The 25,684-nt window shown below is 66.3% G+C and carries 25 protein-coding genes; 10 read left to right on the plus strand and 15 right to left on the minus strand.

Going from position 1 to position 25,684, the window contains the following annotated elements; translation table 11 throughout:
- The 6 genes from B2R83_RS20050 to B2R83_RS20075 all read right to left on the minus strand — a co-directional run.
- The coding region (locus B2R83_RS20050; protein WP_292044351.1) for an SDR family NAD(P)-dependent oxidoreductase at positions 1–273 on the minus strand (273 nt) is incomplete at its 3' end.
- Between the two features lie 17 nt (positions 274–290).
- Positions 291–1,703, minus strand: a complete 1,413-nt coding sequence (locus B2R83_RS20055) for a glycosyltransferase (RefSeq protein ID WP_292044354.1) — start codon at positions 1,701–1,703, stop codon at positions 291–293.
- Positions 1,700–2,671, minus strand: coding sequence for a glycosyltransferase (locus tag B2R83_RS20060; protein ID WP_292044356.1), 972 nt, complete (start codon positions 2,669–2,671; stop codon positions 1,700–1,702). Before B2R83_RS20060 ends, B2R83_RS20055 begins: the two co-directional genes overlap by 4 nt.
- A gap of 7 nt (positions 2,672–2,678) precedes the next feature.
- Positions 2,679–3,668 carry a glycosyltransferase family 2 protein gene (locus tag B2R83_RS20065; protein ID WP_292044358.1) on the minus strand — a complete coding sequence of 330 codons (990 nt, stop codon included), beginning with the start codon at positions 3,666–3,668 and terminating at the stop codon, positions 2,679–2,681.
- Positions 3,669–3,874: 206 nt separating this feature from the next.
- Entirely contained in the window at positions 3,875–4,192 is a 318-nt protein-coding gene (locus B2R83_RS20070) for a hypothetical protein (protein WP_292044360.1), read from the minus strand.
- The gene (locus tag B2R83_RS20075; RefSeq protein ID WP_292044362.1) at positions 4,189–4,866 is read right to left on the minus strand and encodes a hypothetical protein; all 678 of its coding nucleotides are present in this window, start codon (positions 4,864–4,866) and stop codon (positions 4,189–4,191) included. Before B2R83_RS20075 ends, B2R83_RS20070 begins: the two co-directional genes overlap by 4 nt.
- Before the next feature lie 329 nt (positions 4,867–5,195).
- Between B2R83_RS20075 and B2R83_RS20080 the strand changes: the two genes are divergently transcribed.
- The 5 genes from B2R83_RS20080 to B2R83_RS20100 all read left to right on the plus strand — a co-directional run bounded on the left by B2R83_RS20080 (position 5,196) and on the right by B2R83_RS20100 (position 8,953).
- Complete coding sequence (locus tag B2R83_RS20080) at positions 5,196–5,507, plus strand: KGG domain-containing protein (protein ID WP_036206582.1); 312 nt, start codon at positions 5,196–5,198, stop codon at positions 5,505–5,507.
- A 177-nt stretch (positions 5,508–5,684) separates the two neighbouring features.
- Entirely contained in the window at positions 5,685–6,050 is a 366-nt protein-coding gene (locus tag B2R83_RS20085; RefSeq protein ID WP_051996052.1) for a hypothetical protein, read from the plus strand.
- A 138-nt stretch (positions 6,051–6,188) separates the two neighbouring features.
- Positions 6,189–7,310 (plus strand): M14 family metallopeptidase, encoded by a 1,122-nt coding sequence (locus B2R83_RS20090; RefSeq protein WP_209589031.1) that lies wholly within the window; start codon positions 6,189–6,191, stop codon positions 7,308–7,310.
- Positions 7,311–7,319: 9 nt separating this feature from the next.
- The gene (locus B2R83_RS20095; RefSeq protein ID WP_292044366.1) at positions 7,320–7,793 is read left to right on the plus strand and encodes a CYTH domain-containing protein; all 474 of its coding nucleotides are present in this window, start codon (positions 7,320–7,322) and stop codon (positions 7,791–7,793) included.
- Positions 7,790–8,953 (plus strand): serine hydrolase domain-containing protein, encoded by a 1,164-nt coding sequence (locus B2R83_RS20100; protein WP_292044368.1) that lies wholly within the window; start codon positions 7,790–7,792, stop codon positions 8,951–8,953. The genes B2R83_RS20095 and B2R83_RS20100 overlap by 4 nt, the downstream gene beginning before the upstream one ends.
- Before the next feature lie 45 nt (positions 8,954–8,998).
- Here the strand turns inward: B2R83_RS20100 and B2R83_RS20105 are convergent, their stop codons facing one another.
- Complete coding sequence (locus tag B2R83_RS20105) at positions 8,999–9,718, minus strand: prolyl oligopeptidase family serine peptidase (RefSeq protein WP_292044370.1); 720 nt, start codon at positions 9,716–9,718, stop codon at positions 8,999–9,001.
- 173 nt (positions 9,719–9,891) lie between these two features.
- On the minus strand, positions 9,892–11,145 hold the full coding sequence (locus B2R83_RS20110; protein WP_209589035.1) for a DUF2863 family protein: 1,254 nt from the start codon (positions 11,143–11,145) through the stop codon (positions 9,892–9,894).
- A 213-nt stretch (positions 11,146–11,358) separates the two neighbouring features.
- On the opposite strand from B2R83_RS20110, the gene B2R83_RS20115 reads away from it, so the two are divergent.
- A complete protein-coding gene (locus tag B2R83_RS20115; protein WP_292044373.1) occupies positions 11,359–13,701 on the plus strand; it encodes a TonB-dependent receptor in 2,343 nt (780 codons plus the stop codon).
- Positions 13,702–13,790: 89 nt separating this feature from the next.
- On the plus strand, positions 13,791–14,474 hold the full coding sequence (locus tag B2R83_RS20120) for a Fe2+-dependent dioxygenase (RefSeq protein WP_292044375.1): 684 nt from the start codon (positions 13,791–13,793) through the stop codon (positions 14,472–14,474).
- Between the two features lie 53 nt (positions 14,475–14,527).
- Here the strand turns inward: B2R83_RS20120 and B2R83_RS20125 are convergent, their stop codons facing one another.
- The 7 genes from B2R83_RS20125 to B2R83_RS20155 form a co-directional block, all read right to left on the minus strand.
- Entirely contained in the window at positions 14,528–14,674 is a 147-nt protein-coding gene (locus B2R83_RS20125; protein ID WP_292044377.1) for a lmo0937 family membrane protein, read from the minus strand.
- A gap of 129 nt (positions 14,675–14,803) precedes the next feature.
- Positions 14,804–16,897, minus strand: a complete 2,094-nt coding sequence (locus B2R83_RS20130) for a hybrid sensor histidine kinase/response regulator (RefSeq protein ID WP_292044380.1) — start codon at positions 16,895–16,897, stop codon at positions 14,804–14,806.
- Complete coding sequence (locus B2R83_RS20135; RefSeq protein WP_292044382.1) at positions 16,897–18,111, minus strand: ABC transporter substrate-binding protein; 1,215 nt, start codon at positions 18,109–18,111, stop codon at positions 16,897–16,899. Before B2R83_RS20135 ends, B2R83_RS20130 begins: the two co-directional genes overlap by 1 nt.
- Before the next feature lie 122 nt (positions 18,112–18,233).
- Positions 18,234–20,942 carry an aconitate hydratase AcnA gene (acnA, locus tag B2R83_RS20140; protein WP_209589040.1) on the minus strand — a complete coding sequence of 903 codons (2,709 nt, stop codon included), beginning with the start codon at positions 20,940–20,942 and terminating at the stop codon, positions 18,234–18,236.
- 75 nt (positions 20,943–21,017) lie between these two features.
- Positions 21,018–21,566, minus strand: coding sequence for a hypothetical protein (locus tag B2R83_RS20145; RefSeq protein WP_292044384.1), 549 nt, complete (start codon positions 21,564–21,566; stop codon positions 21,018–21,020).
- Positions 21,566–22,555 carry an HpcH/HpaI aldolase/citrate lyase family protein gene (locus tag B2R83_RS20150; protein ID WP_036206610.1) on the minus strand — a complete coding sequence of 330 codons (990 nt, stop codon included), beginning with the start codon at positions 22,553–22,555 and terminating at the stop codon, positions 21,566–21,568. The genes B2R83_RS20145 and B2R83_RS20150 overlap by 1 nt, the downstream gene beginning before the upstream one ends.
- Positions 22,556–22,639: 84 nt before the next feature.
- Positions 22,640–23,629, minus strand: coding sequence for a malate dehydrogenase (locus B2R83_RS20155; protein WP_285379355.1), 990 nt, complete (start codon positions 23,627–23,629; stop codon positions 22,640–22,642).
- Between the two features lie 258 nt (positions 23,630–23,887).
- Here B2R83_RS20155 and B2R83_RS20160 point away from each other — a divergent pair, with 258 nt between their 5' ends.
- The 3 genes from B2R83_RS20160 to sdhD all read left to right on the plus strand — a co-directional run bounded on the left by B2R83_RS20160 (position 23,888) and on the right by sdhD (position 25,683).
- Positions 23,888–24,652: a GntR family transcriptional regulator gene (locus tag B2R83_RS20160; protein WP_036206616.1), complete on the plus strand. Its 765-nt coding sequence runs from the start codon at positions 23,888–23,890 to the stop codon at positions 24,650–24,652.
- 246 nt (positions 24,653–24,898) lie between these two features.
- Positions 24,899–25,312 carry a succinate dehydrogenase, cytochrome b556 subunit gene (gene sdhC / locus B2R83_RS20165; protein WP_027866792.1) on the plus strand — a complete coding sequence of 138 codons (414 nt, stop codon included), beginning with the start codon at positions 24,899–24,901 and terminating at the stop codon, positions 25,310–25,312.
- A gap of 2 nt (positions 25,313–25,314) precedes the next feature.
- Positions 25,315–25,683: a succinate dehydrogenase, hydrophobic membrane anchor protein gene (gene sdhD, locus B2R83_RS20170; RefSeq protein WP_036206619.1), complete on the plus strand. Its 369-nt coding sequence runs from the start codon at positions 25,315–25,317 to the stop codon at positions 25,681–25,683.
- Position 25,684 lies beyond the last annotated feature (1 nt).

A 25,684-nucleotide genomic window follows, 5' to 3' on the forward strand; every position in this document is an offset into this window, starting at 1 on the left:
GTCGAGGCGGCCCAGCACGTCGACGGCATGCTCCACCACGCGCGGCGCCACCGTGGGGTCGGCGATGTCGACGCCCAGGGCGTGCGCCTGCACGCCCAGTTCGCGCAGCTGCGCCATGTTGTCGGCCAGGCGCGCGGCCTGCCGGTCGACGCCGAAGATGCTGGCGCCGGAGGCGGCCAGCCGGCGTGCGAGGGCGGCGCCCAGGCCGCTGGCGGCGCCGGTCACCAGTACGACCTTGCCTTGCAGGGAAGGATGCTGCGTCGAGTTACTCATGGGCTCCTCAGGGTGACTTAGTTGGGATAGGCTGCAGCTTCGGCCGCGGGCCGGGTGGCATCGAGCACGTCGGCGTAGATGGTGGCCAGCTGGGTGGCGACGTGGCGCCAGGTGTAGTGTTCGCAGGCGCGGCGGCGCCCGGCCTCGCCCATCGCGCGCGCCAGCTCGGGATGGCGGTGCAGGCGCGCCAGCCGGTCGGCCAGCGCCGCCGGGTCGCGCGAGGGGATCAGGAAGCCGGTCACGCTGTCGTTGACGGTGCTCTTGATGCCGCCCACCTCGGCGCCGATCACGGGACGGGCGCAGGCCATCGCCTCGACCGGAGTAATGCCGAAGGGTTCGTACCAGGGCGTGCTGGCGAAGACGTTGGCGGCGCTGTAGTAGTCGCGCAGCACGGCGCGCGGCTGCTGGCCCGTGAAGCGCACGTGTGTCGCGATGCCGAGGTCGGCCGCGACGCTGCGCAGGCGCGCCAGCTCGAGGCCGTCGCCACTGCTGGCGCCGACCTGGCCGCTGATGTCGCCGCCCACCACCAGCAGCTGGGCGTCGACGCCGTAGCGGTGGCGCAGCATGGCCACCCCCTGGATGACGGTGTCTACGCCCTTGCGCGGCACCATGCGGCCAAGCTGGAGCACGATGAAGCGGCCTTCGTCGAGGCCCAGGCGGGCGCGCGCTTCGAGCATCGGCACCGGCCACAGTTCGTCGGGCGCGAAGCCGCAGGGCGTGATGGAGATGCGCGAGAGCGGTGCGCCGTAGAGCCTTTCCATGTCGTAGCGGTCTTGCGGGCATTCGGCGATGATGCGGTCGGCCGCGCGCATCAGCGCGGCTTCGATGCGCATGCGCTCGGTGGGAAAGGCGTCGGCCGTGCCCTGCGCCAGGCGCCGGACCCTGCCCAGCGCATGGAAGGTGATGACGAAGGGCAGTCCGAGCGCCGCCTTCAGGTGCTGGGCGACCATGCCCGACATGAAGAAGTTGGCGTGCGCGATGTCATAGGCGGCCGGCTGGCGCCGCGCGAAGCGCGTGACGTAGCGCGAGAACGCATCGATGTGCGGTAGCAGCTGTTCCTTCGGCACATGGCGCGGCGGCCCGGCCGGCACGTGGATGACGCGGATGTTTTCCAGCCAGTGCACGACCTGGCGCTGCTCGAGGGCATCGCGGCGCGTGAACACGTCGACCTGGTGCCCGGCGCGCGCCAGTTCGCGTGCGAGCTGGGCCACGTAGACGTTCTGACCGCCGCAGTCGACGCTGCCGGGTGCGGCCAGCGGCGAGGCGTGGTCGCTGATGATGGCGATGCGGCGTGCGCCGGCGCCGTCCGCGGCCAGGGAGGGCGGGGGGAGCGGGTGTCCGTCCACCTGCACCGCCGCCTCGGCCGCCGCTGCCTGTGCCGCTGCCATTGCTGCCACGTTCGCCGCGGCCTGGACTTCATCGAGTTTCATAGATGCTCCTGCCGGGTCGTGCCCAGGCCGGTGACGTAGCGCAGCGCGGCATCCCAGTCGCTGCTGAAGCGGCCGATCGAAAAGCGGTCGCGTGCGGTACGGCGGGCGCCTTCGCCGAGGTGGCGGGCCAGTCCCGGATCGTCGAGCAGGGCCTGCATGTGCCCGAGCAGCGGTTCCAGCGAGGTCGCCGTGTAGCCGGACACGCCGTTCTCGATGACGGTGGCCATTTCGGCGGTGGCGAAGGTGACTACCGGGAGCCCGGCCATCATGGCCTCGATGACGCCCAGGCCAAGGCTCGAATAGCGGATCGGGCTGAACAGGAAGCGGTAGCGCGCCATGAAGGCCGGCAGTTGGGCGTGCTCGATTTCACCGAGCCCGCCGAGTTCCTGCGCGGCCATGCCGACCAGGTCGAGCGGCACCGTTCGGCGCGCCTGCAGGAACAGGTCGGGCCCCATGCGCCGGCCGCGCCGTGCCAGGTGGTTGGTGACCACCAGGCCGCGCGCCAGCTCGCCGCTGTAGTGCAGCTCGTGCGGCGCCGGCACGCCATGCTCGATCACGCGCACGGGCGTGCGCCCGCTGTCCCACATCAGGGCGTTGAACGGGGTGACGTGCACCAGCAGCACGCCCGGATCGTCGACCGGATGGCGTGTGTTGGTGGGATGGGCCAGCGGCGGATCGTGTTCGAGGTAGATGCGCGGCAGCGCCCGCTGTGCCGGCGCCAGGTACTCGTACTGGTCTTTCTCCCACTGGTAGTCGTCCTGGAACAGGATGCAGTCGAATTCGTGGTGGCGCGCGTGCTCGACCGGGAGGTCGTGCACGTTGTCGCGCCAGGGCATGCTGCCGCAACGGCCGCCATAGCCGGGTGGACAGCCCGGCTTGGACAGGACGTAGAAATCGTGCGGCGCGTGCGACAGGTAGTGCAGGTAGCTGCCATGGGTGTGCCAGGTGAGGACCTTCAGTCTGCGCATGGCGGCCTCAGGCGAAACGGACGCGATAGCGCACCGCGCCGGCCAGGCGCCAGAACACGGCCAGCGGCGGCAGCAGCGCCGAGGTGATGACGATGTCGGCCACGTGCGCCGGCGTGTGCGCGACGCCGCGCAGCCGGTGCGCGCACAGGCGGCCGGTGAGCAGCAGCCACCCCGCGAAGGCCAGGCCGGCCAGCAGCGGCAGGCCGGCCAGCAGCCCGGCCACGGCGAGCAGCAGCACGCCGACGATCGCGTAGTGGTCCCAGCGCGGTCGCGCCTCGACTTTCTGGCGGTACAGGGCCGGATGCTTCTTGTAGAGCAGGGCGTCGAACACCGCATGGCGGATCTGCAGCAGGCTCGCACCCCAGGGCGCCGGACGGACCGGGTGGACCACCAGGGCGCGCGGCGCGCGCACGATGGTCACGCCGTGTTCCAGCACGCGGAAATACATGTCCGCGTCGCTGCCGCGCGGCACGCTGAAGCGCTCGTCGAAGCCGTCGAGCCGCTCGAGCGCGGTCTTGCGGAAGAAGCAGCTGGCGCTGGTGAAGTCGGCGGCCTCGTGCCCGTGGGCACTGCGCTGGTATTCGGTGGGACGGGCCGGGACCGGGGTCTGGATGCGCCCGCAGACCACGTCGGCGTCGTCGCGGAAGGCGGCCAGGCCCTCGGCCAGCCAGCCCGGTTCCGGCACCGCGTCGTCGGTGGTGAAGGCAACGATGGGCGCGCGCGCGGCGCGCCAGCCGCGGTTGCGGCTCGATGCCGGCCCGACCGGCCCCGGGTTGGCGACGTAGGACAGGCGCGGGCCGCGCTCGAGCGTGCGGGTGCGCCAGCCGGCGACCAGGTGCAGGGTATTGTGGTTGGGCTCATCGTCGACGACGATGATTTCGACCTGGTGCGGATCGAACTGCTGGCGCATCAGCGCGTCCAGGCAGCGGTCGAGCAGGTCCATGCGGCCACAGGCGGGCACCACCACCGACACCGCGAGCGTTGCGTCTTCCGTCATGATTCGTCTCCGCGTACTCTCGTTGCACGTGCACCGTCACCGCTGCCCAATAAATTCGGCGGACAACGAGACGTGTCGAGTGCGGTTGGAGTCGAGCGGGAACGGACGGGTTCCGTCAGGATCTTGCGGCTTGGAGGTGCATCAATGTTCGGCCCGGATGGGGCCAGCGGAGGGAAGGGGCGGCAGGGCCGCCCCCCGATGGCAGCTTACTGGCGCGAAAAACCGGTGTCGTCGTCCATCTTGCGGTCGCCCGCCAGGCGGTTCGCACCGGCCGGGCTCTTGGGCAGCCCGCCGGCGACGTCGTTCGACTCGTGCACCGGGTTCTTTTCCGCCTTCACGCTCTGGCCCGGCTTCCAGCTCTCGTCCTCGGTGCGCGGGCCGCTGTTGCCGGGGCTGCGCGGCAGGCCGCCGCTCACGTCGTTCGACTTGTGCAGCTCGGCCTTGCCTTCGCTACCCGCGGGCCCGGTCTGCGAACCGTTGCGGTCGGTGCTCGATTGCCGGTTCTGCTCGTTTTGCTGGTTCATTCCTTGCTCCTTTGCTGGTTCACGGGATGCGGCCCGACCGCCATGCCGGTGCCTTCGCCATTGCCGGCCGCGCTTTGCCGGTTGCCGTAGCCGACTTCGGCGGTCGTGCCCTGGGACTGGTAGGTGCCGGGCGCGACGCCGTGGTGGCGTCCGAGTGAGCCGCCCTGCAATTCCGGCTGGGCCGGATCGTGGGGATTCATCGCATGCACATCCTGGCTGTGGCCCTGCTGGTTGGCCGGGTGGGCGCGCAGGTCGGTGCCGGAATGCTTGTCGCGGTGGCCGACCGGCTGCTCCAGCAGGCCCCAGGCGCCAGATCGCTGTTCCATTTGACGCTGGTGGCTGTCGGTGATGCCTTGCTGCGGGCCCGAGCCGCCGGTCTGCTGGCTCTGCATCGAGCCGCCCGGCAGGTCGTCCGGGACGGCACCGGGCAGGGTGGTCTCGTAGTCGGCGCGGCCGCCGTCTTCGGCGGCCACTTCCTGCCGGTCCATGTGCGATGGGTCCTGGTCAGGATGCATTTCGTTCTCGCCGCGGATGGTCCCCTGCTGGCCCAGACCCTGCGGATAGGTATGGTCCAAGGGGCCGTCGGTGGTATTGCCCTTGGCGCCGGGTGTCCATTTTTCGTTCGCGCCGTTATTGGTCTGGTTGTTGACCTCGCTACGCTGGTTCGCGTCCATATCGACTCCTTTCGCTGTGTCGGTGCGGCGCACGCACGCCGTCTTGTAGTGCCATGATGCGCCCGTTCATGCCAATACAGTATAGGAAGGGGTAGGGGGCCTGTGTAGGACGGATACTGAAGGGCTTGTTGACTACTGGAAGTACATTTTCATTAATGCATTTTCTGTCGCGTGAATTCCTACAAAGTCATCTGAAAGCGTCCTATACCAGCATTCATCAGTGCTACCTAAGATGATTTCGCCGGTCACTCATCGGGCTTCGAGTTTGCCCGGCAACAGCCTGCCGCAGGACGCGGCGGTTCATAAAGCGTACAAGGGAGAAGATCATCATGGCCTCAAGCAATCAAGGTAACAAGCAAGGCAGCAATCAGGGCGGCAACAGCCAGAGCAGCGGCACCCGCAACCGCGGTTTCGCTTCGATGGATCCGGCCCGCCAGCGCGAAATCGCCAGCCAGGGCGGCAAGGCCGCCCACGCCAAGGGTACGGCCCACGAGTTCACCTCGGAAGAAGCCCGCCGTGCCGGTAGCATGAGCCACGGCAACCGTCAGTCGGCCAATGCCGGCTCGGGTGGCCCGTCGCGTGCAGCGTCCGCAAAAGGCGGCCGCAACTCGCAAGGCGGCGGCCGCGGGTCGAAAGAGTGATGTCGCGGCTCCCGCAAGTCGGGAGCCAGTGGCAGAACGGATACGGGGAGCGCGAGCTCCCCGTTTTGTTTGTGACACGGCAATGGGATGCGGTAGAATCGCTGCGCCTTTTTCAACCTTTTCCCTAGGAATATCGTCGTGAAACCTGCGGTAATTCGTCAAGTCAAGAGCATGGCCATGTCCTGCGATCGCGTCGGCAACCTGTTGCTGGTCAAGTTTGCCTGCAAGGGCGCCAGCGACGTCCAGCTCTATGTGCCGGCAACCATCGTGTTCTGGCTGCTCAAGCACCTGCCGGTCAATCGTGACCCGAACCTGGTGCCGCCGCCGCCCTGCGCACCGGTGAGCCAGCAGGACTGGGACCATCCCTACACCCCGCGCGCCGAGTTCGTGCAGTGCAAGGAATTGCCCGGCACGCTGCGCATGAACTTCGCGTCGAACGCCAAGGAAGACCTGACCGTGGTGCTGGACCGCAGCAACGTCGAACTGATGCGCCAGATCATGCTGATGTACAGCAAGGACCTGATCGACCTCGACGCGCAGTAATCGCGCTACGGTAGACCACCGGCGCAGCCGGGCAGGGCACGGCAGCGCCGGGCCTCGTCCGCTCGCCTCACGTGGCGCATCGCTGCACGCATCCCTGCAGTATGATGCGCTTCTTTGAACGGACAAAGAGGATTCGCCATGCCCATCAAAATCAGCCAGGCCTTCGACTCCGGCGCCATCGAGGTCGTGCGCGCCGACGGCCCCAAGGCAATCGACCTGAACCTGCGCGCGGATTCGCACGCCGACATCCACCAGTGGTTCCACTTCCGCCTGCAGGGCGCGCGCGGCCAGGCCTGCGCGATCCGCTTCCTGAACGCCGGCCAGGCCACCTACCCGAAGGGCTTCGAGGACTACCAGGTCGCCGCCAGCTACGACACCGAGAACTGGTTCCGCGTGCCGACCAGTTTCGACGGCCAGGTGATGACGATCAACCACACGCCGGAACTCGACAGCATCTACTACGCCTACTTCGAGCCCTACACCTGGGAGCGCCACCTGCGCCTGCTGGGCGAAGTGGCGGAGAACCCGATCGCGCGCGTGCACGACATCGGCACCACGATCGACGGCCGCGACATGAACCTGGTCGTGATCGGCAACCCGCAGGCGGAAAAGAAGATCTGGGTGATCGCGCGCCAGCATCCGGGCGAGACCATGGCCGAGTGGTTCGTGGAAGGCATGATGGATGCGCTGCTGGACAACGCCAACCCTGTGTCGCGCAAGCTGCTTGCCCGCGCCGTGTTCTACATCGTGCCGAACATGAACCCGGACGGCTCGGTGCGCGGCAACCTGCGCACCAATGCGGCCGGCGCCAACCTCAACCGCGAATGGATGACGCCTTCGCTGGAGCGCAGCCCGGAAGTGCTGTGCGTGAAGAACAAGATCCACGAAACGGGCGTCGACATGTTCTTCGACATCCACGGCGACGAAGCGCTGCCGTACAACTTCGTGGCGGGCAGCGAAATGCTGGCCGACTTCACCCCGGAGCGCCTGGACGAGCAGAACGCCTTCATCCAGCGCTACATGGCGGCCAGCCCGGACTTCCAGAACGTCTACGGCTATGCGGCCAGCAAGTACAACGAAGAACTGCTGACCCTGGCCTCGAAGTACATCGGCCACACCTTCAAGTGCCTGTCGCTGACCCTGGAAATGCCTTTCAAGGACAACGCCAACCTGCCCGACCCGCACACCGGCTGGAACGGCGCGCGCAGCGCGGCGCTGGGCGCGGCGATCCTGACGCCGATCCTGCAGACGCTGGACTGAAGGCAGGCCATGGGCGTCGAAATCGAACGCAAGTTCCTGCCCAGCGGCGACGCCTGGCGCCAGCTCGGGGAGCCCGTGCTGCTGCGCCAGGGCTACCTGTGCTCCGACCCGGAGCGCACGGTGCGCGTGCGCATCGAGGGCGAGGAAGGCAGGCTCACCATCAAGAGCAAGGGCAGCGGCGTGCGCCGCGGCGAGTGGGAGTATCCGATTCCTCTGCCCGAGGCGCAGGAGCTGCTCGACACCCTGTGCGAACGCCCGCTGGTCGAAAAATACCGGCGCCGCATCGAGCACGCCGGCTTCACCTGGGAAGTCGACGAATTCCTGGGCGAGAACGCCGGCCTGGTGGTGGCCGAGATCGAGCTGCCCTCCGAGGACACCGTGTTCGCCAGGCCCGACTGGATCGGCCAGGAGGTCAGCGGCGACAAGCGCTACTACAACTCCAGCCTGATCCGTTTTCCATATTCACAGTGGACTCATCCATGATTCGTGTTTCACGTCGCGGCGTGCTCGCCTTGGGCCTCGCCGCGCTGCTGCCGGCGCTCGCCGCTTGCGCCGCAACCGCAACAAGCTCTGCAAGCGCAAGCTATTTCCCGCCCGCCGGCGAGTGGGCCCGCAAGTCGCCCGCCGAGCTCGGCATCGACGCCAAGGCCCTGGCCGCCGCGGTGCAGTTCGCGCAAACGCGCGAGACCACCCGCGCGGTGGATTTCTCGGACCAGGAAGCCACCTTCGGGACGCGCCTGGGCTCGATGCCGACCGAGCGCGCCCGCACCAACGGGCTGGTGATCTACAAGGGCTATGTGGTGGCCGAGTTCGGCGACACCAATTTTGTGGACCCGACCTATTCGGTAGCCAAGAGCATGCTGGCAACGGTTGCCGGCGTCGCCGTGCGCGACGGACGCATCGCGGTCGACGAGCCCGTGGGCAAGCGCGTGCTCGACGGCGGCTATGCCTCGAGCCGCAATGCGCAAGTCACCTGGAAGCAGCACCTGCAGCAGGAAACCGAGTGGGAGGGCAGCCTGTGGGGCAAGAACGCCGACTTCGTCGGCAAGGATGCCTTCGGCGCCGGCGAGCGCAAGCCGCGCGCCCTGCAGGCCCCGGGCAGCTTCTACGAGTACAACGACGTGCGCATCAACCGCTTCGCCTTGTCGCTGCTGCGCGTATTCGACGGGTCGGTGCCGCAGGTGTTCAAGCAACAGGTGATGGACCCGATCGGCGCCTCGAACAGCTGGAAGTGGGTGCCCTACCATAACAGCTATGTCGAACTGAACGGCAAGCAGCTAGCGTCCGTCAGCGGCGGTACGCGCTGGGGCGGCGGCATGTGGATCAATTCCTGGGACATGGCGCGCTTCGGCTACCTGTGGCTGCGCGGCGGCGAGTGGCAGGGCAAGCAGGTGCTGCCGGCGTCCTACGTGAAGGAAGCGCTGACGCCAAGCGCGCATGGTCCGGATTACGGCTACCTGTGGTGGCTGAACACCAAGGGCAAGAACCTGCCGGGTCTGCCGGCGAATGCCTATGCCGCACTGGGCGCGGGCAGCAATACCATCGTCGTGTCGCCCGACCACGACCTGGTGATCGTGTGGCGCTGGCACGCCGGCAACCCGGCCGACTTCGCCAGCAAGGTCATCGCCAGCCTGCCGCGCTGATCCCTTCGCCGGCCTGCTCCCGCAGGCCGGCCGGCCTTGCCGCCATCACGGCCGGCGCTGCTGCGCGAACCACTCGAACAGCCCGGCCTCGCCGTAGGCATGTACCCATGCCTCGATGTGGCCGGCTTCCGGCAGCACCGTGTACTTCACGTTGCCGCCCTGGGCTTTGAGCGCCTCCACCATGCGCGCCGATTCCTGCTCCGGCACCGCGTCGTCCTTCAGCCCATGGAAGGCCCAGACCGGAATGTCCTTCAGCCGTCCGGCCAGGCGCGGTATGCCGCCACCGCAGATCGGGGCGACCGCGGCGAAGTAGTCCGGATAGCGCGAGGCAAAATCCCAGGCGCCGTAGCCGCCCATGCTGATGCCGGTCAGGTAGACCCGCTTGGGGTCGACGTTGTAGCGCTTGAGGACGTCGTCGAGCATCGACTTCAGACGGTAGGAATCCCACCATTCGCCTTCCGCCACCTGCGGCGAGACGACCATGAACGGGAAGTCCGGGTCCTTCTCGACGATGGCCGGCGGGCCCCAGGCCTTTACCTTGTTCAGGTCGGTGCCGCGCTCGCCGGAACCGTGCAGGAAGACGATCAGCGGGACTTTGTCGCCTTTGCTCGAATACGACTTCGGCAGGAAGCTGAGGTAGTTGAACTTGGACTTGATGCTGGTGCTGCGCGCTTGCTGCGGGGATTTCACCGGGGCGGCGAGGGCGAGGCTGGCGGTGCAGAGGGCGAGGGTGGCGAGGGCGAGGCGGACGGCAGGGCGCGGCATTGAGGAAGTCTCCGTATGGTTATTGTTCAGCAGGATGCTGAGACGTAGGGTGGGCGGGTTTCCCGCCCACGCGGTGATAGTTAGGGCAGGAATAGCCGCGCAGGCAGAGTCACCGTGATTTGAACGCGTGGGCGGGAAGACCCGCCCACCCTACAAGAAACCTCACACCGGGCTTAGTGGAAGTGCTCGCTCCCCGGCGGCGTATCTTCCGGCATCTCGGCATGCACCAGCTCGCCCGTCGGGTCGGCGAACAGCGGGCCGCCGCAGTCGTCGCAGTATTCGGCGGGGTAGCGCTCGTTGATGCGCTTGATGTGGGCGATGCCGGCCTCGTTCAGGTGGGCCACGATCTCGTTGATCGGGGTCAGCGGGGCAGGGCCGGTGGCGAACGGGCCTTCCATCGGGGTGCCGTTCTCGTCCTCCTGGCCGTACAGCGGCCAGACGATGCCGTACATGACGTCGCTATCCTGGCGCATGGTGAAGGAGACGCGGTATTCGTCGATCTGGATGTCGGCCGACTCCTCGCCGAAGCCGGCGACCACGGCGCGCAGGTCCGAAGGCTCCACGCCCAGCGTATGGGTCAGGTAGTGGACGGCGGCGCGGATCGAGATCGGGCGGATCAGCTTGTCGGCCTCGCGGCAGGCCACGTAATAGGCTTCCGGCAGCAGCAGCTCGACGCCGCAGCCCGGCAGCAGGCGCGCGATGTTGGCCGTGCCCTGGGCGCGCCATTGTTCCAGCGCCCGGTTGCGCTCCTCGGCGAAACCGATGTGGTGCTGCGGCTCCTGCCAGCGGAACATCGGCGCGCCCTGCGGTGCGACGATCGCCACCAGCAGGTAGCGGGTGTCGGCCAGGAAGGGCGCGGTTTCTTCCACGCGCGCGGCCGGCTTGACCGTGCCGCCCTTGTGCGCCGCGGCCGCCAGCTTGTGCGTCAGCGCATAGGTTTCGGCATGGGTACGCGGCAGCTGGTCGATCGAGTACAGCGTGGGCGCCATCGCGATGCGGGTGCCTTCGGCCAGCAGGTGGGCCGAGAAGTGCGCCTGCAGCGTGCTCAGCATCTCGGCCGGGATATTGCCCGAAGCGATGTTGAAGCGGGTCCAGGCGAGCACCGGCGCGGCCACCAGCAGGGCCTGCCAGGTGACGTCGCCGCCGTCCTGCTGCTCGACCATGCTGGCCGATTCGCTCACGGCCTCGACCGCATCCATCAGCACGTCGTAGGAGGCGAGATCGTCCTTGAACAGGGCGTTCAGCGCGGCATCGATGCTGTCCTGGTGGTTGGTCTTGAGCAGCTTCTGCAGTTGCGTGTCCAGTTGGTGCTCCCAGGTCCGTTCTTCAACGCGGCTGGCGGCCTGCATGATGGCTTGCGCAATGCTGACGAGACGCTGGCTTTCGGCGGAGAGTTTGGGGGTTGAATCTTTGGAAGGACGACGCATGGCGCTAGGGGTCTCTCTTTTCAAATAATGGTCAAGGTCATGATAAACCCATATCTCCGGTATTGTAGTTGATTCGGCCACATGCCATGAACACAAGGCCTGTCGGGGAAAGGAAACGCGCTGCTTGCAAAAATCTCAAATGGAAAGGATAATGCGAATCGTTCTCATTAACGTTTGCTTTAAGGCCTGGTGCCTTCCTTGACCAAAAATAACATGACCACGATCACTCCGCAGGCAAGCAACACCTTCATCAAGAGCAAGAAACACTCCCGTCCTTCCGCTCCCGTCATGTCGGCTCCGGCACTCGCCGTGCTCGCCACGCTGGCCATGCCGCTGGCCGTGCACGCCAGCCCGGAGGCTGCCCCGGAACTGGCGGCGGACGCCACCCTGCCGAAGGTCCTGGTAACCGGCGGCCACGACCGCGCCGTGCAGGGCCCGGCAAAATCGAGCTCGGACAAGTTCACCGCGCCGCTGCTCGACACCCCGAAGTCCGTCACCGTCGTAACCTCGGAAACCATTTCGCAGACCGGCGCCGTGTCGCTCACCGACGCGCTGCGCACCGTCCCGGGCATCACCATCGGCGCTTCCGAAGGCGGCAACCCGGTGGGCGACAACCTGTTCATCCGCGGCTACAACGCCCAGACCGATACCTACATCGACGGCGTGCGCGATTCCGGCTCGCAGTCGCGCGAGATCTTCGCGATCGAGCAGGTCGAAGTGGTCAAGGGCCCGAACTCGGCGCTGGGCGGCCGTTCCTCGGCCGGCGGCGGCATCAACATCGTCACCAAGACCGCCAAGGACAGCAACTTCAGCAACGCCACCGTGGGTCTGGGCAGCGACAAGTACGGCCGCGCCACCGCCGACATCAACCGCGTCATCGGCGAGAACACGGGCTTCCGCCTGAACGCCATGGTCCACAATAACGACGTCGCCGGCCGCGACGTCGTAGGCGGCGAGCGCTGGGGCATCGCGCCCACCGTCACCTTCGGCCTGAACGGCCCGACCCGCGCGATTCTGAGCTACTACCACATGCAGAGCAGCGAGATCCCGGATACCGGCATCCCGTTCGACAACCCGGTCAGCAGCGGCCCGGACGTCGCCAAGAACGGCGGCGGCACCCCGTTCACGGTGGACCGCGAAGCCTTCTACGGCCTCAAGAACCGCGATTTCCGCGACACCGAGACCGACGTCGCCACCGTCGACCTGCGCCACGAATTCAGCCCGAACCTGGCGATCCGCAACGTCACCCGCTGGGGCAGGACCGGCCAGGACTACGTCTACACCCAGCCGGACGACTCGAAGGGCAACACCGTCCGCTACGGCACCGTCTGGCGCCGCGCCAACACCCGCCTGGTCGACACCCGGACCCTGGCCAACGCGACCAGCCTGACCGGCAGCCTCCAGACCGCCGGCGTCAAGCACAGCTTCAACGTCGGCGTCGAGTTCTCGCGCGAGAACACCGACCGCGGCACCTATGTGTTCACTCCGGGCACCAACAACCCGCTGACCAATACCTCGACCTGCCCGACCGCGGGCGCCGCCACCCTGTACAACTGCACCACCCTGGTCAACCCGAACCCGTACGACCCGTGGCTGTACACCCGCAGCGTGTCGGCGGCCAGGACCGACGTCGTGACCCGCACCCGCGCCGTGTACGGCTTCGACACCATCGAGTTCAGCCCGCAGTGGCTGCTGAACCTGGGCGCGCGCTGGGACGACTTCTCGAGCTCCCTCTACACCTCGCCGGCCACCGCGGGCGGCGCGGCCACCCGTGCCCGCGTCGAATCGAGCTTCGATACCTACCAGGCCGGCCTGGTGTACAAGCCGAAGGCGAACGGCAGCATCTACCTGTCGTGGGCGACCTCGGCCACCCCGCCGGGCAATGACGGCGGCGACGGCCTCGATGCCCTGAGCGTGGCGGTCCAGAACCTGCAGCCGCAGACCAGCCGCAGCATCGAGCTGGGCACCAAGTGGGAAGTGCTGCCGGGCGGCCGCCTGTCGGTGAGCGCCGCGGTGTTCAAGAACGACATGGACAATGCCCGCGTCACCGCACCGGACGGCACCAGCCAGAACGTGGGCCGCAAGGAGATGAAGGGCGTCGAGTTCGGCCTGTCGGGCCGCATCACGAACGCCTGGACCGTGTTCGGCGGCTACACCTGGCTGGACGGCATCGTCGCCGACAACGGCTTCGCCAACACCGGCACGACCGCGAACCCGGTCTGGACCCCGTCGCCCTTCAACGGCAACGCCTTCCCGACCACGCCGAAGCACAGCGCCTCGCTGTGGACCACCTATGCGGTGAGCCGCGCCCTGACGATCGGCGGCGGCGCCAACTTCGTGGACCGCCAGTTCGCCAACGTGAACAACACCAAGTATTCGCCGAGCTATACCCGCTTCGACGCGATGGCGACCTACGTGCTGAACCCGAACGTGTCCTTCCAGCTGAACATCCAGAACCTGACGGACAAGCTGTACTTCGACCGCGTCTCGTCGCCGCACTACGCCGGCGTGGGCCCGGGCCGCTCGGCCACCCTGACGGCCAACCTCAAGTTCTGATACCGGGCAACACCACCCCCGCCGGGCAACCGGACTTTGCCCTCCTGATATGATCGGGAGGGCTTTTTTCTTTGACGAGGACTCACATCATGATGCTGCACATCCCGGGCGTACTCACGCGCGAGCAGGTCGCTGCGATCCGTGCCCGCATGGAGGGGGCGCCGGAATGGGTGGACGGACGGGAAAGCGTCGGCTCGCAGGGCGCCCAGGTCAAGCGCAACCGCCAGCTCAAGGAAGGATCGCCCTTGGCGGTGGAGCTGGGGCAGGCGGTGAGCCAGGCGCTCATGAACAATCCGCTGTTCTTTTCAAGCGTGCTGCCCTTGCGGATCCTGGCGCCTTACTTCAACGCCTACGGCGGGGGAGAGCACTACGGCCTGCACGTGGACGGGGCGATCCGGCCCCAGCGCGGCGGCTTGCCGCCGCTGCGCGCGGACGTGTCGACCACTGTTTTCTTGAGTGACCCGGACGATTACGAGGGCGGCGAGCTGGTGGTAGTCGATGCCTATGGCACGCATGAAGTGAAGCTGCCGGCGGGCGACGCCATCGTGTATCCGTCAGGGAGCGTGCACCAGGTGCTGCCGGTGACGCGCGGGGAACGGGTGGCGTCCTTCCTCTGGACCCAGAGCATGGTGCGCGACGACGGGCAGCGGGCCATGCTGTTCGAGCTGGACACCAACATCCAGAAGCTGCGGGCGGCGCATGGCGAGACCGAGGCCGTCGTCGGCATCACGGGGCACTATCACAACCTGCTCAGGATGTGGGCCGAGATGTAGGGATGGCCGGAATCCCGGGGGATTCCGGCTCCGTCATCTCAGGATGTCACGCGTCAAAGCACTTTTCTGCCGGTGAACAGGCGAATCAGGATGACGACGGCGGCGGCGACGAGAAGAAGGTGAACCAGTCCGCCGGCTACCGAAGTAACCATGCCGAGCACCCACAGAACGAGAAGGATGATTGCAATGGTATAGAGCATGTTGGCCTCCGCTTGGAATGAGGGGGCAGACCTGCGTGCTGTCTGCTTTCCCGATAAGCCATCATCCTCCTGCTCGCCTGTTCTCTCGGTGCGTGGACGAACAGAACGCTTACTTCAATAAATTTCTTCTCAAGCGTGCCGGCCTGCGATGGTCGCGAGCAGTTCTTCCGCCACGACGGGCTTGACCAGGTGGGCAGCGAAGCCGGCCTGCAGCGACATGCGGCGATCCTGTTCCTGGCCGTAGCCGCTGACGGCGACCAGCAGGGCGCCCGCGCTGCGCGCTTGCCGCTGCAGGGCCTGGGCAAGCTCGTGCCCGCTCATGTCCGGCAAGCCGATATCGAGCAGGATGACGTCGAAGTCCTCGCGCCCGGCCGCCGCCAGCCCGGCCTGTGCCGAATGCTCGGTCGTGAGCACGTGCCCGGCGCTCTGGAGCAGCAGGGCCAGGGTGTTGGCGGCGTCGACGTTGTCGTCCACGACCAGGATGCGGCGGGACTGCGCGGTGGCCGAGCCTGCCGCAATCGCGGTGGCGGTCGCGCTGGCGGTGCCTTGAGCGGCCGGCAGCAGCGGCAGGCGAACGATGAAGGTGCTGCCCTGGTCGGCGCCGTCGCTGCGGGCTTCGACCGCGCCGCCGTGCAGCTCGACCAGCTTCTTCACCAGCGCCAGGCCGAGGCCAAGCCCGCCCTGCGCACGGTCAGGCGTGCGCTGCCCCTGGGTGAACAGGTCGAACACGACCGGCAACAGCTCCGGCCCGATGCCGATCCCGTTGTCCTGCACCTCGAGGACCGCGCTCCCCTCGTGCCGGCGCAGCGCGACGCGCAGCTGGCCGCCCTCGGGCGTGTATTTGGCGGCGTTGCTGAGCAGGTTGGCCGCGACCTGGATCAGGCGGGTGCGGTCGCCGCTGACCAGCAGCGGGTCGGGTGAACCGTCCAGCGTCAGGCGGTGCCCGCGGGCGTTGATCACCGGTGTGACCTGCTCGACCGCTTCGCGCAGCACGTCGCCGAGCTCCACCACGGCCTTGTCGATCGTGGCCAGGCCGCGCGTGACGCGCGACACGTCCAGCAGGTCGTCGACCAGGTGGGTCATGTGCGTCACCTGGCGGGAGATGACTTCGCTCGCCTGCCTGACCCGGGGCTCGCCCGCGAACAGCATGCGCAGGAGCTGGGCGGCGCTGCTGATCGGCGCGAGCGGATTGCGCAGTTCGTGCGCCAGCATCGCCAGGAACTCGTCCTTGCGCCGGTGCTCCTGCTGCAGGTGCTCCTGCTGTTCGTGGAGGCGGTCGAGCATCTGGTTGATCGAGCGCGCCAGGGTGACCGTTTCGCTGCTGCCGGCCAGTTCGGCGCGGTGCTCGGTGATGCCTTCTTCGCCGAACCTGCCGGCGAAGCGCTCGAGCTTGCGCAGGTCCTGGGTCAGGCCGAGGGACAGGCGCGAGCCAAGCAGGAACACCCCGAGGGCGATCAGCGCGGCGATTGAGCCGATCAGGCCGTACTGGGACCAGGACTCCTCCAGGATGTCGTCGAGCCCGGAGGCGTCCACGCGCAGCTTCAGGCCCAGGTGCGCAAGCTGGGCTGGCACCGCCACCGGTACCTCCAGGATATGCTCCGCCGGCGCCGCCGCGGCCTGGCCCTTCCAGGTCAAGGTCGACGACGGGTTCGGGTGCAGGTCCTGCATCCGGACCTTGTAGACCAGGGCCCCCTCGGGGGTATTGGTGCGCGAGTAGCGCAGCAGGCTGACGCCGACCAGCTCCGCGCCTTGCGGCTGCACGAAGATGGCCGCCTGGTCCACGCCGCGGTCGATGCGGTCGCGCAGCCAGGCCAGCTGCTCCTGGTCGAAGCGCTCGAGGCCATTGCCGGCCACCATCTTGCCCTCGAAATCGGTGAACATGACCTGGACCGGGATGCCCGCGATCTGGCGCAGGCCGCCGAGGAAGGGCGCCAGGTAGGTTTCCTTGCCCGCGCTGTCGACCAGGCCGGTCGCCAGGATCGGGCTGTCCGCCACTTCGCCCATGCGCGTGACCAGGGTCCTGATGGTATTGCCGACGCTTCTGGCGTTGAACGCCGCTTCGCGCTGCTGCAGCAGCGCGACCGCGGCATCATGCTGGCGATTGACCAGCCAGAACGAGGCTGCCGCCACCATCAGCACGGCCACGCCGGCCAGGATCGCGGAGGCGAAGGCAAAACGCTGCGTCAGGCTCGCAGTGCGGGACGTCGACCACAGCGCCATCATCAGTCGTCGGTCGGCACGATCACGCCGTCCGCACGGTAGCGCGCGATCAGGAGTTCGCGCGCGCTCAGCGCCTCATGGCGGGTCGGGGTGAAAGCCGGGGCGTAGTTCTTCACCAGGCCGCGATAGGGGCGCAGCTTTTCCAGGGCATCGCGCACGGCCTTCCTGTCGGTGCTTCCGGCCTGGTCGATCGCCTTGGCCAGGATGTGCATCAGGTCGTAGGCGTGGGCCACGCCCACCGGCCCCTGGATGTCCTCGATCCTGCGCACCTTCGAGACGGTGGCGGCGTTGCGCATGAAGCGCTCGAGCTGCTTCGGGTCGGCCTTGAAGAAGGAGAAGGTCTGGATAACGGAAAAGTCCACGAGGTTCAGGGCAGGCCCGGCCTGCCGCACGAATTCGCCCCCGGTGACGCCCCAGTGGCTCAGGATCGGCATGCGCTCGGCCTTGGGCAGCGCGGCCACTTCGCGCACCAGCACGGCCGCCTCGTCGTCGTTGGCGACCAGCACGACCACCTGGGCGCCGGCGCTGCGCAGGGCGTTGTACTTGGCCACCAGGGTCTGGTCGCGCCAGTTGTACCAAGCGGTCTGCACGATCTTGATGTCCTTGTTTGCTTCGGCAAACTTCTCGGCCGCAGCCAGGTTGCTCCGTCCCCAGGAGGTATTGGTCAGCAGCAGTCCGACCTTGCGCAAGCCGCGCTTGTGGGCCGTCTGCAGCAGCTTGGGCATGGCCAGGCTGTCGCGCAGCGACAGGCGGTACACGTAATTCGGCTTCATGCCGTTGTCGATGATTCCGTCGGCCGAGGACCATGTCGCCATGAACAGGGTCTTGGTCGCTTTCAGGGTCGGCAATTCTTCGATGATGACGGGACTGAAGCGGCCGCCGAACACGGCGACCAGGTCGGGCATGCGGGCGAATTCCTCGATATTGCGGATGCCGCGCGCCGGGATCGAGCGGTGATCCTTGGTGACCAGCTCGATCGGCCTGCCTTTCAATACGCCGCCGGCGCGGTTGATCTCGGCGATGGCGGTGCGCATGCCCAGCTCGACGGCCTGGGCCGAGGTGCTGTTGTCCAGCCCGAATTCGGCATCGAGGCCGACGCGCACCGGCTGCGGCTGCGCGCTCGCGCTGGCGCAGAGGAAGCTCAAGACGAAGAGGACGATAGTGGCGATCTTGCCTGGGAAAGCCTTGCTCGAATGGAAAACGATGGGGTTCGGCATATTGACTGCGAAAAATTCGGTTCAGCATTGTAAACGTGAACCGCTTTTGACGGACAAAAGGCCGGAACCCGTGCGGGCTCCGGCCTTTTTTTGTCAGCAGCCCGCTGGCGCGGGCCCGTCAATTACGCAGCCAGCAGCTGGCGCAGCACGAACGGCAGGATGCCGCCATGCTTGTAGTAGTCGACTTCGATCGGGGTGTCGATACGCAGCAGCACTTGGACTTCCTGCGATTCGCCGCCTTCGCGGTGGATCACCAGGGTCGCCAGTTGTTGCGGCTTGATCTCGCCTTCCAGGCCCTTCAGGTCGTAGGTTTCCTTGCCGGTGATGCCCAGGCTTTCGACGCTGTCGTTGCCGATGAACTGCAGCGGCAGCACGCCCATGCCCACTAGGTTCGAGCGGTGGATACGCTCGAACGAACGGCAGATCACGGCCTTCACGCCCAGCAGCTGGGTGCCCTTGGCTGCCCAGTCGCGCGACGAACCGGTGCCGTACTCTTCGCCGCCGAAGATCATGGTCGGGGTGCCTTCGGCGATGTACTTCATCGCCGCGTCGTAGATCGACAGCTGTTCGCCCGACGGCTGGTGGATGGTGATGCCGCCTTCGACCGCCGAACCGTCCGCCTTCGGCGGGATCATCTTGTTCTTGATACGCACGTTGGCGAAGGTGCCGCGCATCATGATCTCGTGGTTGCCGCGGCGCGAGCCGTAGGAGTTGAAGTCCGCCTTCAGGACGCCGTGGTCCTTCAGCCACTTGCCTGCAGGGCCGTCTTCCTTGATCGAGCCGGCCGGGGAGATGTGGTCGGTGGTGATCGAGTCGCCGAACACGCCCAGTGCGCGCGCACCCTGGATGCCGGTGGCGGCTGCCTTTGGGGTCATCTCGAAGTCGCTGAAGAACGGCGGCTCGGCGATGTAGGTCGACTCAGGCCAGTTGTAGACCTGGCCTTCGGTCGACGACACGCGCTGCCACAGTTCGCCCGGGTTGCCCTTCACGTCGGCGTAGTTCTTGCGGAAGACGTCCGAGTTCATCGCGAAGCGCATCAGTTCGCCCACTTCCTGCGAAGTCGGCCACACGTCGCCCAGGTAGACGTCGACGCCGTTCTGGTCCTTGCCCAGCGGCTCGCTCATCAGGTCCTTGGTCATGTTGCCGGCGATCGCGTAGGCGACGACCAGCGGCGGCGAGGCCAGGAAGTTCGAACGGATGTTCGGGTGGATACGTGCTTCGAAGTTGCGGTTGCCCGACAGGACGGCCGAGGCGACGATGTCGTTCTCGACGATCGCGGCGTTCAGTTCCGGGGTCAGGTCGCCGGCGTTACCGATACAGGTGGTGCAGCCGTAGGCGGTCACGCCGAAGCCCAGCTTGTCCAGGTAAGGCAGCAGGCCGGCGGCGGTCAGGTACTCGGTGACCACGCGCGAGCCAGGAGCCAGCGAGGACTTGATGTGCGGCGCCACGGTCAGGCCGCGCTCGACCGCCTTCTTGGCCAGCAGGCCGGCAGCCAGCAGCACGCTCGGGTTCGAGGTGTTGGTGCACGAGGTGATCGCGGCGATCAGGACGTCGCCGTTCTTCACGCGCACGCCGTTGGTGGTCTCGTAGACCTTGTGCAGCTCGTCCGGCGACTTGTTGAAGCCGTTCTGGGTGGTCGGCTTGCTGAACAGTTCGGTGAAGGTGTTCTTCACGTGACCCAGTTCGATACGGTCTTGCGGGCGCTTCGGGCCGGCCAGCGACGGGGTGACGGTCGACAGGTCGAGTTCCAGCACGCGGGTGTAGTCGATCTCGCCGGCTTGCGGGATGCCGAACATGCCCTGGGCCTTGAAGTAGCCTTCGAATGCGGCCAGTTCTTCTTCGGTACGGCCGGTGCCGCGGAAGTAGTCGACGGTCGCTTCGTCCACCGGGAAGAAGCCCATGGTCGCGCCGTATTCCGGGGCCATGTTGGCGATGGTGGCGCGGTCGGTGGTCGACAGCGAGCGGGTGCCGGCGCCGAAGAACTCGACGAACTTGCCCACGACTTTTTCTTTACGCAGCAGTTCGGTGATGGTCAGCACCAGGTCGGTCGCGGTGCAGCCTTCGCGCAGCTTGCCGGTCAGGTTGACGCCGATGACGTCCGGGGTCAGGAAGTAGACCGGCTGGCCCAGCATGCCTGCCTCGGCTTCGATGCCGCCCACGCCCCAGCCGACCACGCCGACGCCGTTGATCATGGTGGTGTGCGAGTCGGTGCCCACCAGGGTGTCCGGGTAGAACACGTCGCCTTGCTTCATGACGCCGCGCGCCAGGTATTCCAGGTTGACCTGGTGGACGATGCCGAAGCCCGGCGGCACGACGCCGAAGGTGTCGAAGGCCTGCATGCCCCACTTCATGAACTGGTAGCGCTCGTTGTTGCGCTGGAATTCCAGCTTCATGTTCAAGTCCAGCGCGCCCGGCTCACGGAAGTGGTCGATGGTGACCGAGTGGTCGACCACCAGGTCGACCGGCACCAGCGGCTCGATCTTCTTCGGATCGGCGCCGGTCTTGGCGGCGACGTTGCGCATGGCGGCCAGGTCGGCCAGCAGCGGCACGCCGGTGAAGTCCTGCAGCACGACGCGGGCCACGACGAAGGGGATCTCTTCGGTGCGCTCGGCGGTCGGGCCCCAGTTGGCCAGCTGCTTGATGTGCTCTTCGGTGACCTTCTTGCCGTCGCAGTTACGCAGGACGGACTCGAGGACGATACGGATCGACACCGGCAGGCGCGACAGGTTCACACCGAGGGCTTCGCCCAGTGCCGGCAGCGAATAGTACTGGCCGTTCTGGCCGGCGCCGACCGGGAATTCCTTCAGCGTGTTCAGGGTGTTGCGAGACATAATCTCTCCTTCAGTGGGGATATGTTGTTATTCCGGTACTGCTATACAGGTGATCCGACGGGGTTCAGCCGCGGATCAGCCATTCTTTTCGGCAGGCAGCGCCGCGACCACCGGCGCCGCCTGCTCGGCGTTCTTGCATTCGTTGGCCAGCTGGCGGTTCAGCTTCGAATCCAGCAGCATGCCCTTGGCCGGGATGCCGATCCAGATCAGGCCCCAGTGCGGGTTCTCGAAGCGCTGGGCGCCGGTGGTGGTGCCCACGCGGCTCAGGCGGTGCAGGCGTTTCTTCCAGCGCAGGGCGATGTGCGCATTGTCCGTCGCGTTCGTGTAGATCGTGATCTTGTTGCCGAGTTCGCAAGCATAGTCGGTGACGACCGTGTCAGTGATGTCCGGTTCGTCGATGACATCGGCGCCATAGACCGGGGCGGCGGCGGCGGCAGCGCCGGCTGCTGCGGCGCCGGCAGCCACTTTCTTGGCCTTCGACGCTGGCTTGGCCTTCGCCTTGGCCTTCAGGACCTTTTCGGCCTTCGGGTGTTTTTCGGGGGCGGCGGCTGCGCTGGTGCAGACGCCGGCGGCCGCGAACGCGAATGCGCCGGCGGCAAGGATGCGGGAGAGGAGGGTGGCCATTAGTTGGAATCCGTGAGGTTGACGATTGCCGCAGCGGCTTCCGGCAACGCCAGGCCAGCCAGTTTTGCGCGCTGCAACACGGTCCAATAATATCGGTAGCTCGCGCGGTCGTGCAAGCGGCCGTGTTGCGCGATCGGCCCCCATTGCGCCGCCATGGCTTCGGTCAAGATATTGGTGGCTTCGTTCACTTCCGACAGGCGCGGGGTGAAGGCCTTCAGGATCGGCTTGATCTGGTCCGGATGGATGCTCCACATCCGGGTGAAACCGAATTCGGCGCCGGCGCGCTGGGCGTCGTTGGCGACCACCGCGCTGTCCTTGATGTCGGTGGTGACATTGTGCGAGGCCACCTTGCCGTGCGCATGGCAGGCCGCCACCATCTCCAGCTTGGCGCGCACCACCAGCGGGTGCGTGAACTGGCCGGGCGTGCGCATGGCGCTGGCCGGCACCGCGCCGTAGTGGGCCGAGACGAAATCCATGATGCCGAAGGACAGGCACTCGACCTGGGGCAGGGCGGCGATGTCGTAGGCTTCGCGCAGGGCGCAATGGGTCTCGATCAGCACGTGCACGGGAAGATCGTTGCGGCCGGCCTTGACGGCATGTTCGTTGATCAGGTCGATGGCGCGGATCACCTCGTCGGCGCTTTCGACCTTGGGCAGCACCACGTAGGCGAGGCGCTCGGCCGCGCTGCCGACGATGGTGGCGACGTCGTTGGCGAAGTGCGCGCTGCCGGTGTCGTGCAGGCGCACGCCGATGCGGTTGAAACGGTTGTCGCTGCTGTTGACGAGGCTCGCCACCAGCGTGGCGTGCGCCGCTTCGCTACCCGCGACGGCGCCATCTTCGCAGTCGAAGGTGATGTCGAAGACCGGCCCAAGCTCTTGTTGCAGGGCCATCGATTTGCGCATCAACTTCTCCGAGCCGGCGTAGTGATCGCAGGCGGGGAGGAGGAGCGGCTGGCGTTTGCCCTGGAATAAAACCTCGGAAGGATGCATGGTATGTCTTGAAACGATTCGGCCATGCCGGCGGGCCGGCATGGCACGGTTGGCGCGGCCGGATGGCCACGCCGTTTTTCTTGCTTAGGCGAGCAGGTGAGCGACGCCGGCTTTCTCTTCTTCGAGCTCTTTCAGCGTCAGGTTGATGCGTTCCTGCGAGAAGGCGTCGATGTCCAGGCCCTGGACGATGGTGTATTCGCCGTTTTCGGTGGTCACCGGGAAGCCGAACATGGTGCCTTCCGGGATGCCGTACGAGCCGTCCGACGGGATGCCCATGGTGGTCCACTTGCCGTTGGTGCCCAGCACCCAGTCGCGCACGTGGTCGATCGCTGCGTTGGCGGCCGAAGCAGCCGACGATGCGCCGCGGGCGTCGATGATGGCGGCGCCGCGCTTGCCGACGGTCGGCAGGAAGGTGTCGCGGTTCCAGACGTCGTCGTTGATCGCTTCCTTGACCGAAGCGCCGTCGATGGTGGCGAAGCGGTAGTCGGCGTACATGGTCGGCGAGTGATTGCCCCACACGACCATCTTCTCGATCGAGCCGACCGGCTTGTTCAGCTTGGCGGCAACCTGCGACAGGGCGCGGTTGTGGTCCAGGCGCAGCATGGCGGTGAAGTTCTTGGCCGGCAGGTTCGGGGCCGACTTCATGGCGATGTAGGCGTTGGTGTTGGCCGGGTTGCCGACCACCAGCACTTTCACGTCACGCGAAGCGACGGCGTCCAGGGCCTTGCCCTGCACGGTGAAGATCTGGGCGTTGGCTTCCAGCAGGTCCTTGCGCTCCATGCCCGGGCCGCGCGGACGGGCGCCGACCAGCAGGGCCACGTCGGCGTCCTTGAAGGCGGTCATCGGGTCGGCGTGGGCGGTCATGCCGGCCAGCAGCGGGAATGCGCAGTCGTCGATTTCCATCATGACGCCCTTGAGCGCCTTCTGTGCCTTCTCGTTGTCGATCTCGAGCAGCTGCAGGATGACCGGCTGGTCCTTGCCCAGCATGTCGCCGTTGGCGATGCGGAACAGCAGGGAATAGCCGATCTGGCCGGCCGCGCCGGTAACGGCGACGCGCATTGGGGTTTTAGCCATGATGAATCTCCAAAAAGGGAATGAAAACGGTCGAGCCGAGGGTGCGAGTTTGGGGAAACTGCAATGATACCAAAAGCGCACCGTGTCAATAGGATATCGCGCGCATGGTCGAAGGCAGGCGCGGAGGTCCAGGCCGGCCACGAGTTTATGCCTCGACTGTTCTATCTGTCAATTCATATCATATGTCTTATATAAGACACATGTCTTGCGAGTCATATACTGGACGTAGGGGGGTGTTTTGTGGTGAAATCGTGGTCTATGAATCCCCTCCAGTCCAACAGCAGCGATGCGCCAGGCAGTGACGCATCGCCGTCGTTCCGCCCGCTGTACCAGCAGATCAAGGCCCTGATCACGCAAAGTTTGCAGTCGGGCGAGTGGAAGCCGGGCGAGTTGATGCCGAGCGAAGTCGAGCTGGCGGGGCGCTTCAAGGTCAGCCAGGGCACGGTGCGCAAGGCCATCGACGAGCTGGCGGCCGAGAACCTGGTAGTGCGCCGCCAGGGCAAGGGCACCTTCGTCGCCACCCATGCCGAGGAGCGCGCCCACTTTCGCTTCCTGCGCCTGATGCCCGACGAGGGCGTTCCCCACCATCCCGAGAGCCGCTTCATCGCCGTGCTGCGCATCCGCGCCACGGCCGAGGTCGCGCGCCTGCTCGAGCTGAAGTCGGGCGACGCCGTGGTCTACATCAAGCGCGTGCAGTCCTTCGACGGGGTGCCGACCATCCTGGAAGAGCTGTGGCTGCCGGGCCAGCTGTTCAAGGGCCTGACGGCGGAGCGCCTGATGGAGTACAAGGGGCCGATGTACGGACTGTTCGAGTCCGAATTCGGCACCCGCATGATCCGGGCGACCGAGAAGATCCGCGCGGTGGCGGCGGATGCGGCCGCCGCGGAGCACCTGAAAGTGCCGGAAGGCACGCCGCTGCTGTGCGCGGACCGGGTGTCGTTCAGTTACGGAGACAAGCCGGTGGAGTTGCGGCGCGGAATTTATTCGACCGCTCGCCACCATTACCAGAACGAGTTGTCATAAGAGATAACCGTGGGGGCGCCGCAGAATCGGCGCCAACTGTGGTGGACCAAGCGGCCCTCTGCAGCGATCGCTTCTAGCGATTAAAATAAGTTGGTTTTGCGTACGCGACGAACAGTGCCCGGTTCGCCGCAGGGATGCCCCGGTTATCCACCCCTGGATGCTTGGTGCCCCGTCACAAAATCGGCGAGAATGAAGGGTTCATTAAAAAACTGTCGTCATAGAGGGAGGTGTTTCATGTCCGAAGCCGTGAGAGAAGCTGCAAAAAAAGGGCGGCCGGAGTTCCGCAACGTTGGCATTGGTGATATCACAGGTAAATATCGCATGCCGCCATCGGCCATCGTGTCGATCCTGCACCGCGTCAGCGGCGCCGGTCTGTTCCTGTTCCTGCCGTTCCTGCTGTACCTGCTGCAGGAAAGCCTGATGTCGGAGATCTCGTTCGAGCACTTCCGTGGCGTCGTGAGCAATCCGTTCGCGAAAATCATCATTCTGGGCCTGTCCTGGGCTTACCTGCACCACTTCGTCGCCGGCGTGCGCCACCTGTTCATGGATAACCACCTGGCCCTGGACAAGGATGCTGCACAGAAGACCGCGCGCTGGGTGCTGATCATCAGCCTGGTGCTGACCGCGCTGGTCGCCCTGAAACTGTTCGGAGTGTTTTAATCATGGCAAACAAGAATAATATCGGACCGCGCCGCCTCGTCGTCGGCGCCCACTACGGCGTCAAGGACTGGCTGGCGCAGCGCGTCACCGCCATCGTCATGGCCGTGTTCACGGTCGTCCTGCTGGTCTCCTTCCTGACCGGCCAGAATTTCACGTATGAAGGCTGGGCCGGCCTGTTCGCCCGCCAGTGGTTCAAGCTGTTCGCGCTGGTGACCTTCCTGGGCCTGTTCTACCACGCCTGGGTCGGCATCCGTGACATCTGGATGGACTACATCAAATCGGCAGGCCTGCGTCTGTTCCTGATGCTGGCGACGATCTTCTGGCTGCTCGCCTGCGCCGCCTGGACCGTGCAAATTCTCTGGAGTGTGTAAT

It is taken from the genome of Massilia sp. UBA6681 (genome assembly GCF_002454935.1).
Taxonomy (GTDB): Bacteria; Pseudomonadota; Gammaproteobacteria; order Burkholderiales; family Burkholderiaceae_D; genus Telluria; species Telluria varians.

Excerpts from the sequence above, each read along its gene's own strand:
- B2R83_RS20055 (WP_292044354.1), bottom strand. The coding sequence starts at position 1,703 with ATGAAACTCGATGAAGTCCAGGCCGCGGCGAACGTGGCAGCAATGGCA.
- B2R83_RS20060 (WP_292044356.1), bottom strand. The coding sequence starts at position 2,671 with ATGCGCAGACTGAAGGTCCTCACCTGGCACACCCATGGCAGCTACCTG.
- B2R83_RS20065 (WP_292044358.1), bottom strand. The coding sequence starts at position 3,668 with ATGACGGAAGACGCAACGCTCGCGGTGTCGGTGGTGGTGCCCGCCTGT.
- B2R83_RS20070 (WP_292044360.1), bottom strand. The coding sequence starts at position 4,192 with ATGAACCAGCAAAACGAGCAGAACCGGCAATCGAGCACCGACCGCAAC.
- B2R83_RS20075 (WP_292044362.1), bottom strand. The coding sequence starts at position 4,866 with ATGGACGCGAACCAGCGTAGCGAGGTCAACAACCAGACCAATAACGGC.
- B2R83_RS20080 (WP_036206582.1), top strand. The coding sequence starts at position 5,196 with ATGGCCTCAAGCAATCAAGGTAACAAGCAAGGCAGCAATCAGGGCGGC.
- B2R83_RS20085 (WP_051996052.1), top strand. The coding sequence starts at position 5,685 with ATGTCCTGCGATCGCGTCGGCAACCTGTTGCTGGTCAAGTTTGCCTGC.
- B2R83_RS20090 (WP_209589031.1), top strand. The coding sequence starts at position 6,189 with ATGCCCATCAAAATCAGCCAGGCCTTCGACTCCGGCGCCATCGAGGTC.
- B2R83_RS20095 (WP_292044366.1), top strand. The coding sequence starts at position 7,320 with ATGGGCGTCGAAATCGAACGCAAGTTCCTGCCCAGCGGCGACGCCTGG.
- B2R83_RS20100 (WP_292044368.1), top strand. The coding sequence starts at position 7,790 with ATGATTCGTGTTTCACGTCGCGGCGTGCTCGCCTTGGGCCTCGCCGCG.
- B2R83_RS20105 (WP_292044370.1), bottom strand. The coding sequence starts at position 9,718 with ATGCCGCGCCCTGCCGTCCGCCTCGCCCTCGCCACCCTCGCCCTCTGC.
- B2R83_RS20110 (WP_209589035.1), bottom strand. The coding sequence starts at position 11,145 with ATGCGTCGTCCTTCCAAAGATTCAACCCCCAAACTCTCCGCCGAAAGC.
- B2R83_RS20115 (WP_292044373.1), top strand. The coding sequence starts at position 11,359 with ATGACCACGATCACTCCGCAGGCAAGCAACACCTTCATCAAGAGCAAG.
- B2R83_RS20120 (WP_292044375.1), top strand. The coding sequence starts at position 13,791 with ATGATGCTGCACATCCCGGGCGTACTCACGCGCGAGCAGGTCGCTGCG.
- B2R83_RS20125 (WP_292044377.1), bottom strand. The coding sequence starts at position 14,674 with ATGCTCTATACCATTGCAATCATCCTTCTCGTTCTGTGGGTGCTCGGC.
- B2R83_RS20130 (WP_292044380.1), bottom strand. The coding sequence starts at position 16,897 with ATGATGGCGCTGTGGTCGACGTCCCGCACTGCGAGCCTGACGCAGCGT.
- B2R83_RS20135 (WP_292044382.1), bottom strand. The coding sequence starts at position 18,111 with ATGCCGAACCCCATCGTTTTCCATTCGAGCAAGGCTTTCCCAGGCAAG.
- acnA (WP_209589040.1), bottom strand. The coding sequence starts at position 20,942 with ATGTCTCGCAACACCCTGAACACGCTGAAGGAATTCCCGGTCGGCGCC.
- B2R83_RS20145 (WP_292044384.1), bottom strand. The coding sequence starts at position 21,566 with ATGGCCACCCTCCTCTCCCGCATCCTTGCCGCCGGCGCATTCGCGTTC.
- B2R83_RS20150 (WP_036206610.1), bottom strand. The coding sequence starts at position 22,555 with ATGCATCCTTCCGAGGTTTTATTCCAGGGCAAACGCCAGCCGCTCCTC.
- B2R83_RS20155 (WP_285379355.1), bottom strand. The coding sequence starts at position 23,629 with ATGGCTAAAACCCCAATGCGCGTCGCCGTTACCGGCGCGGCCGGCCAG.
- B2R83_RS20160 (WP_036206616.1), top strand. The coding sequence starts at position 23,888 with ATGAATCCCCTCCAGTCCAACAGCAGCGATGCGCCAGGCAGTGACGCA.
- sdhD (WP_036206619.1), top strand. The coding sequence starts at position 25,315 with ATGGCAAACAAGAATAATATCGGACCGCGCCGCCTCGTCGTCGGCGCC.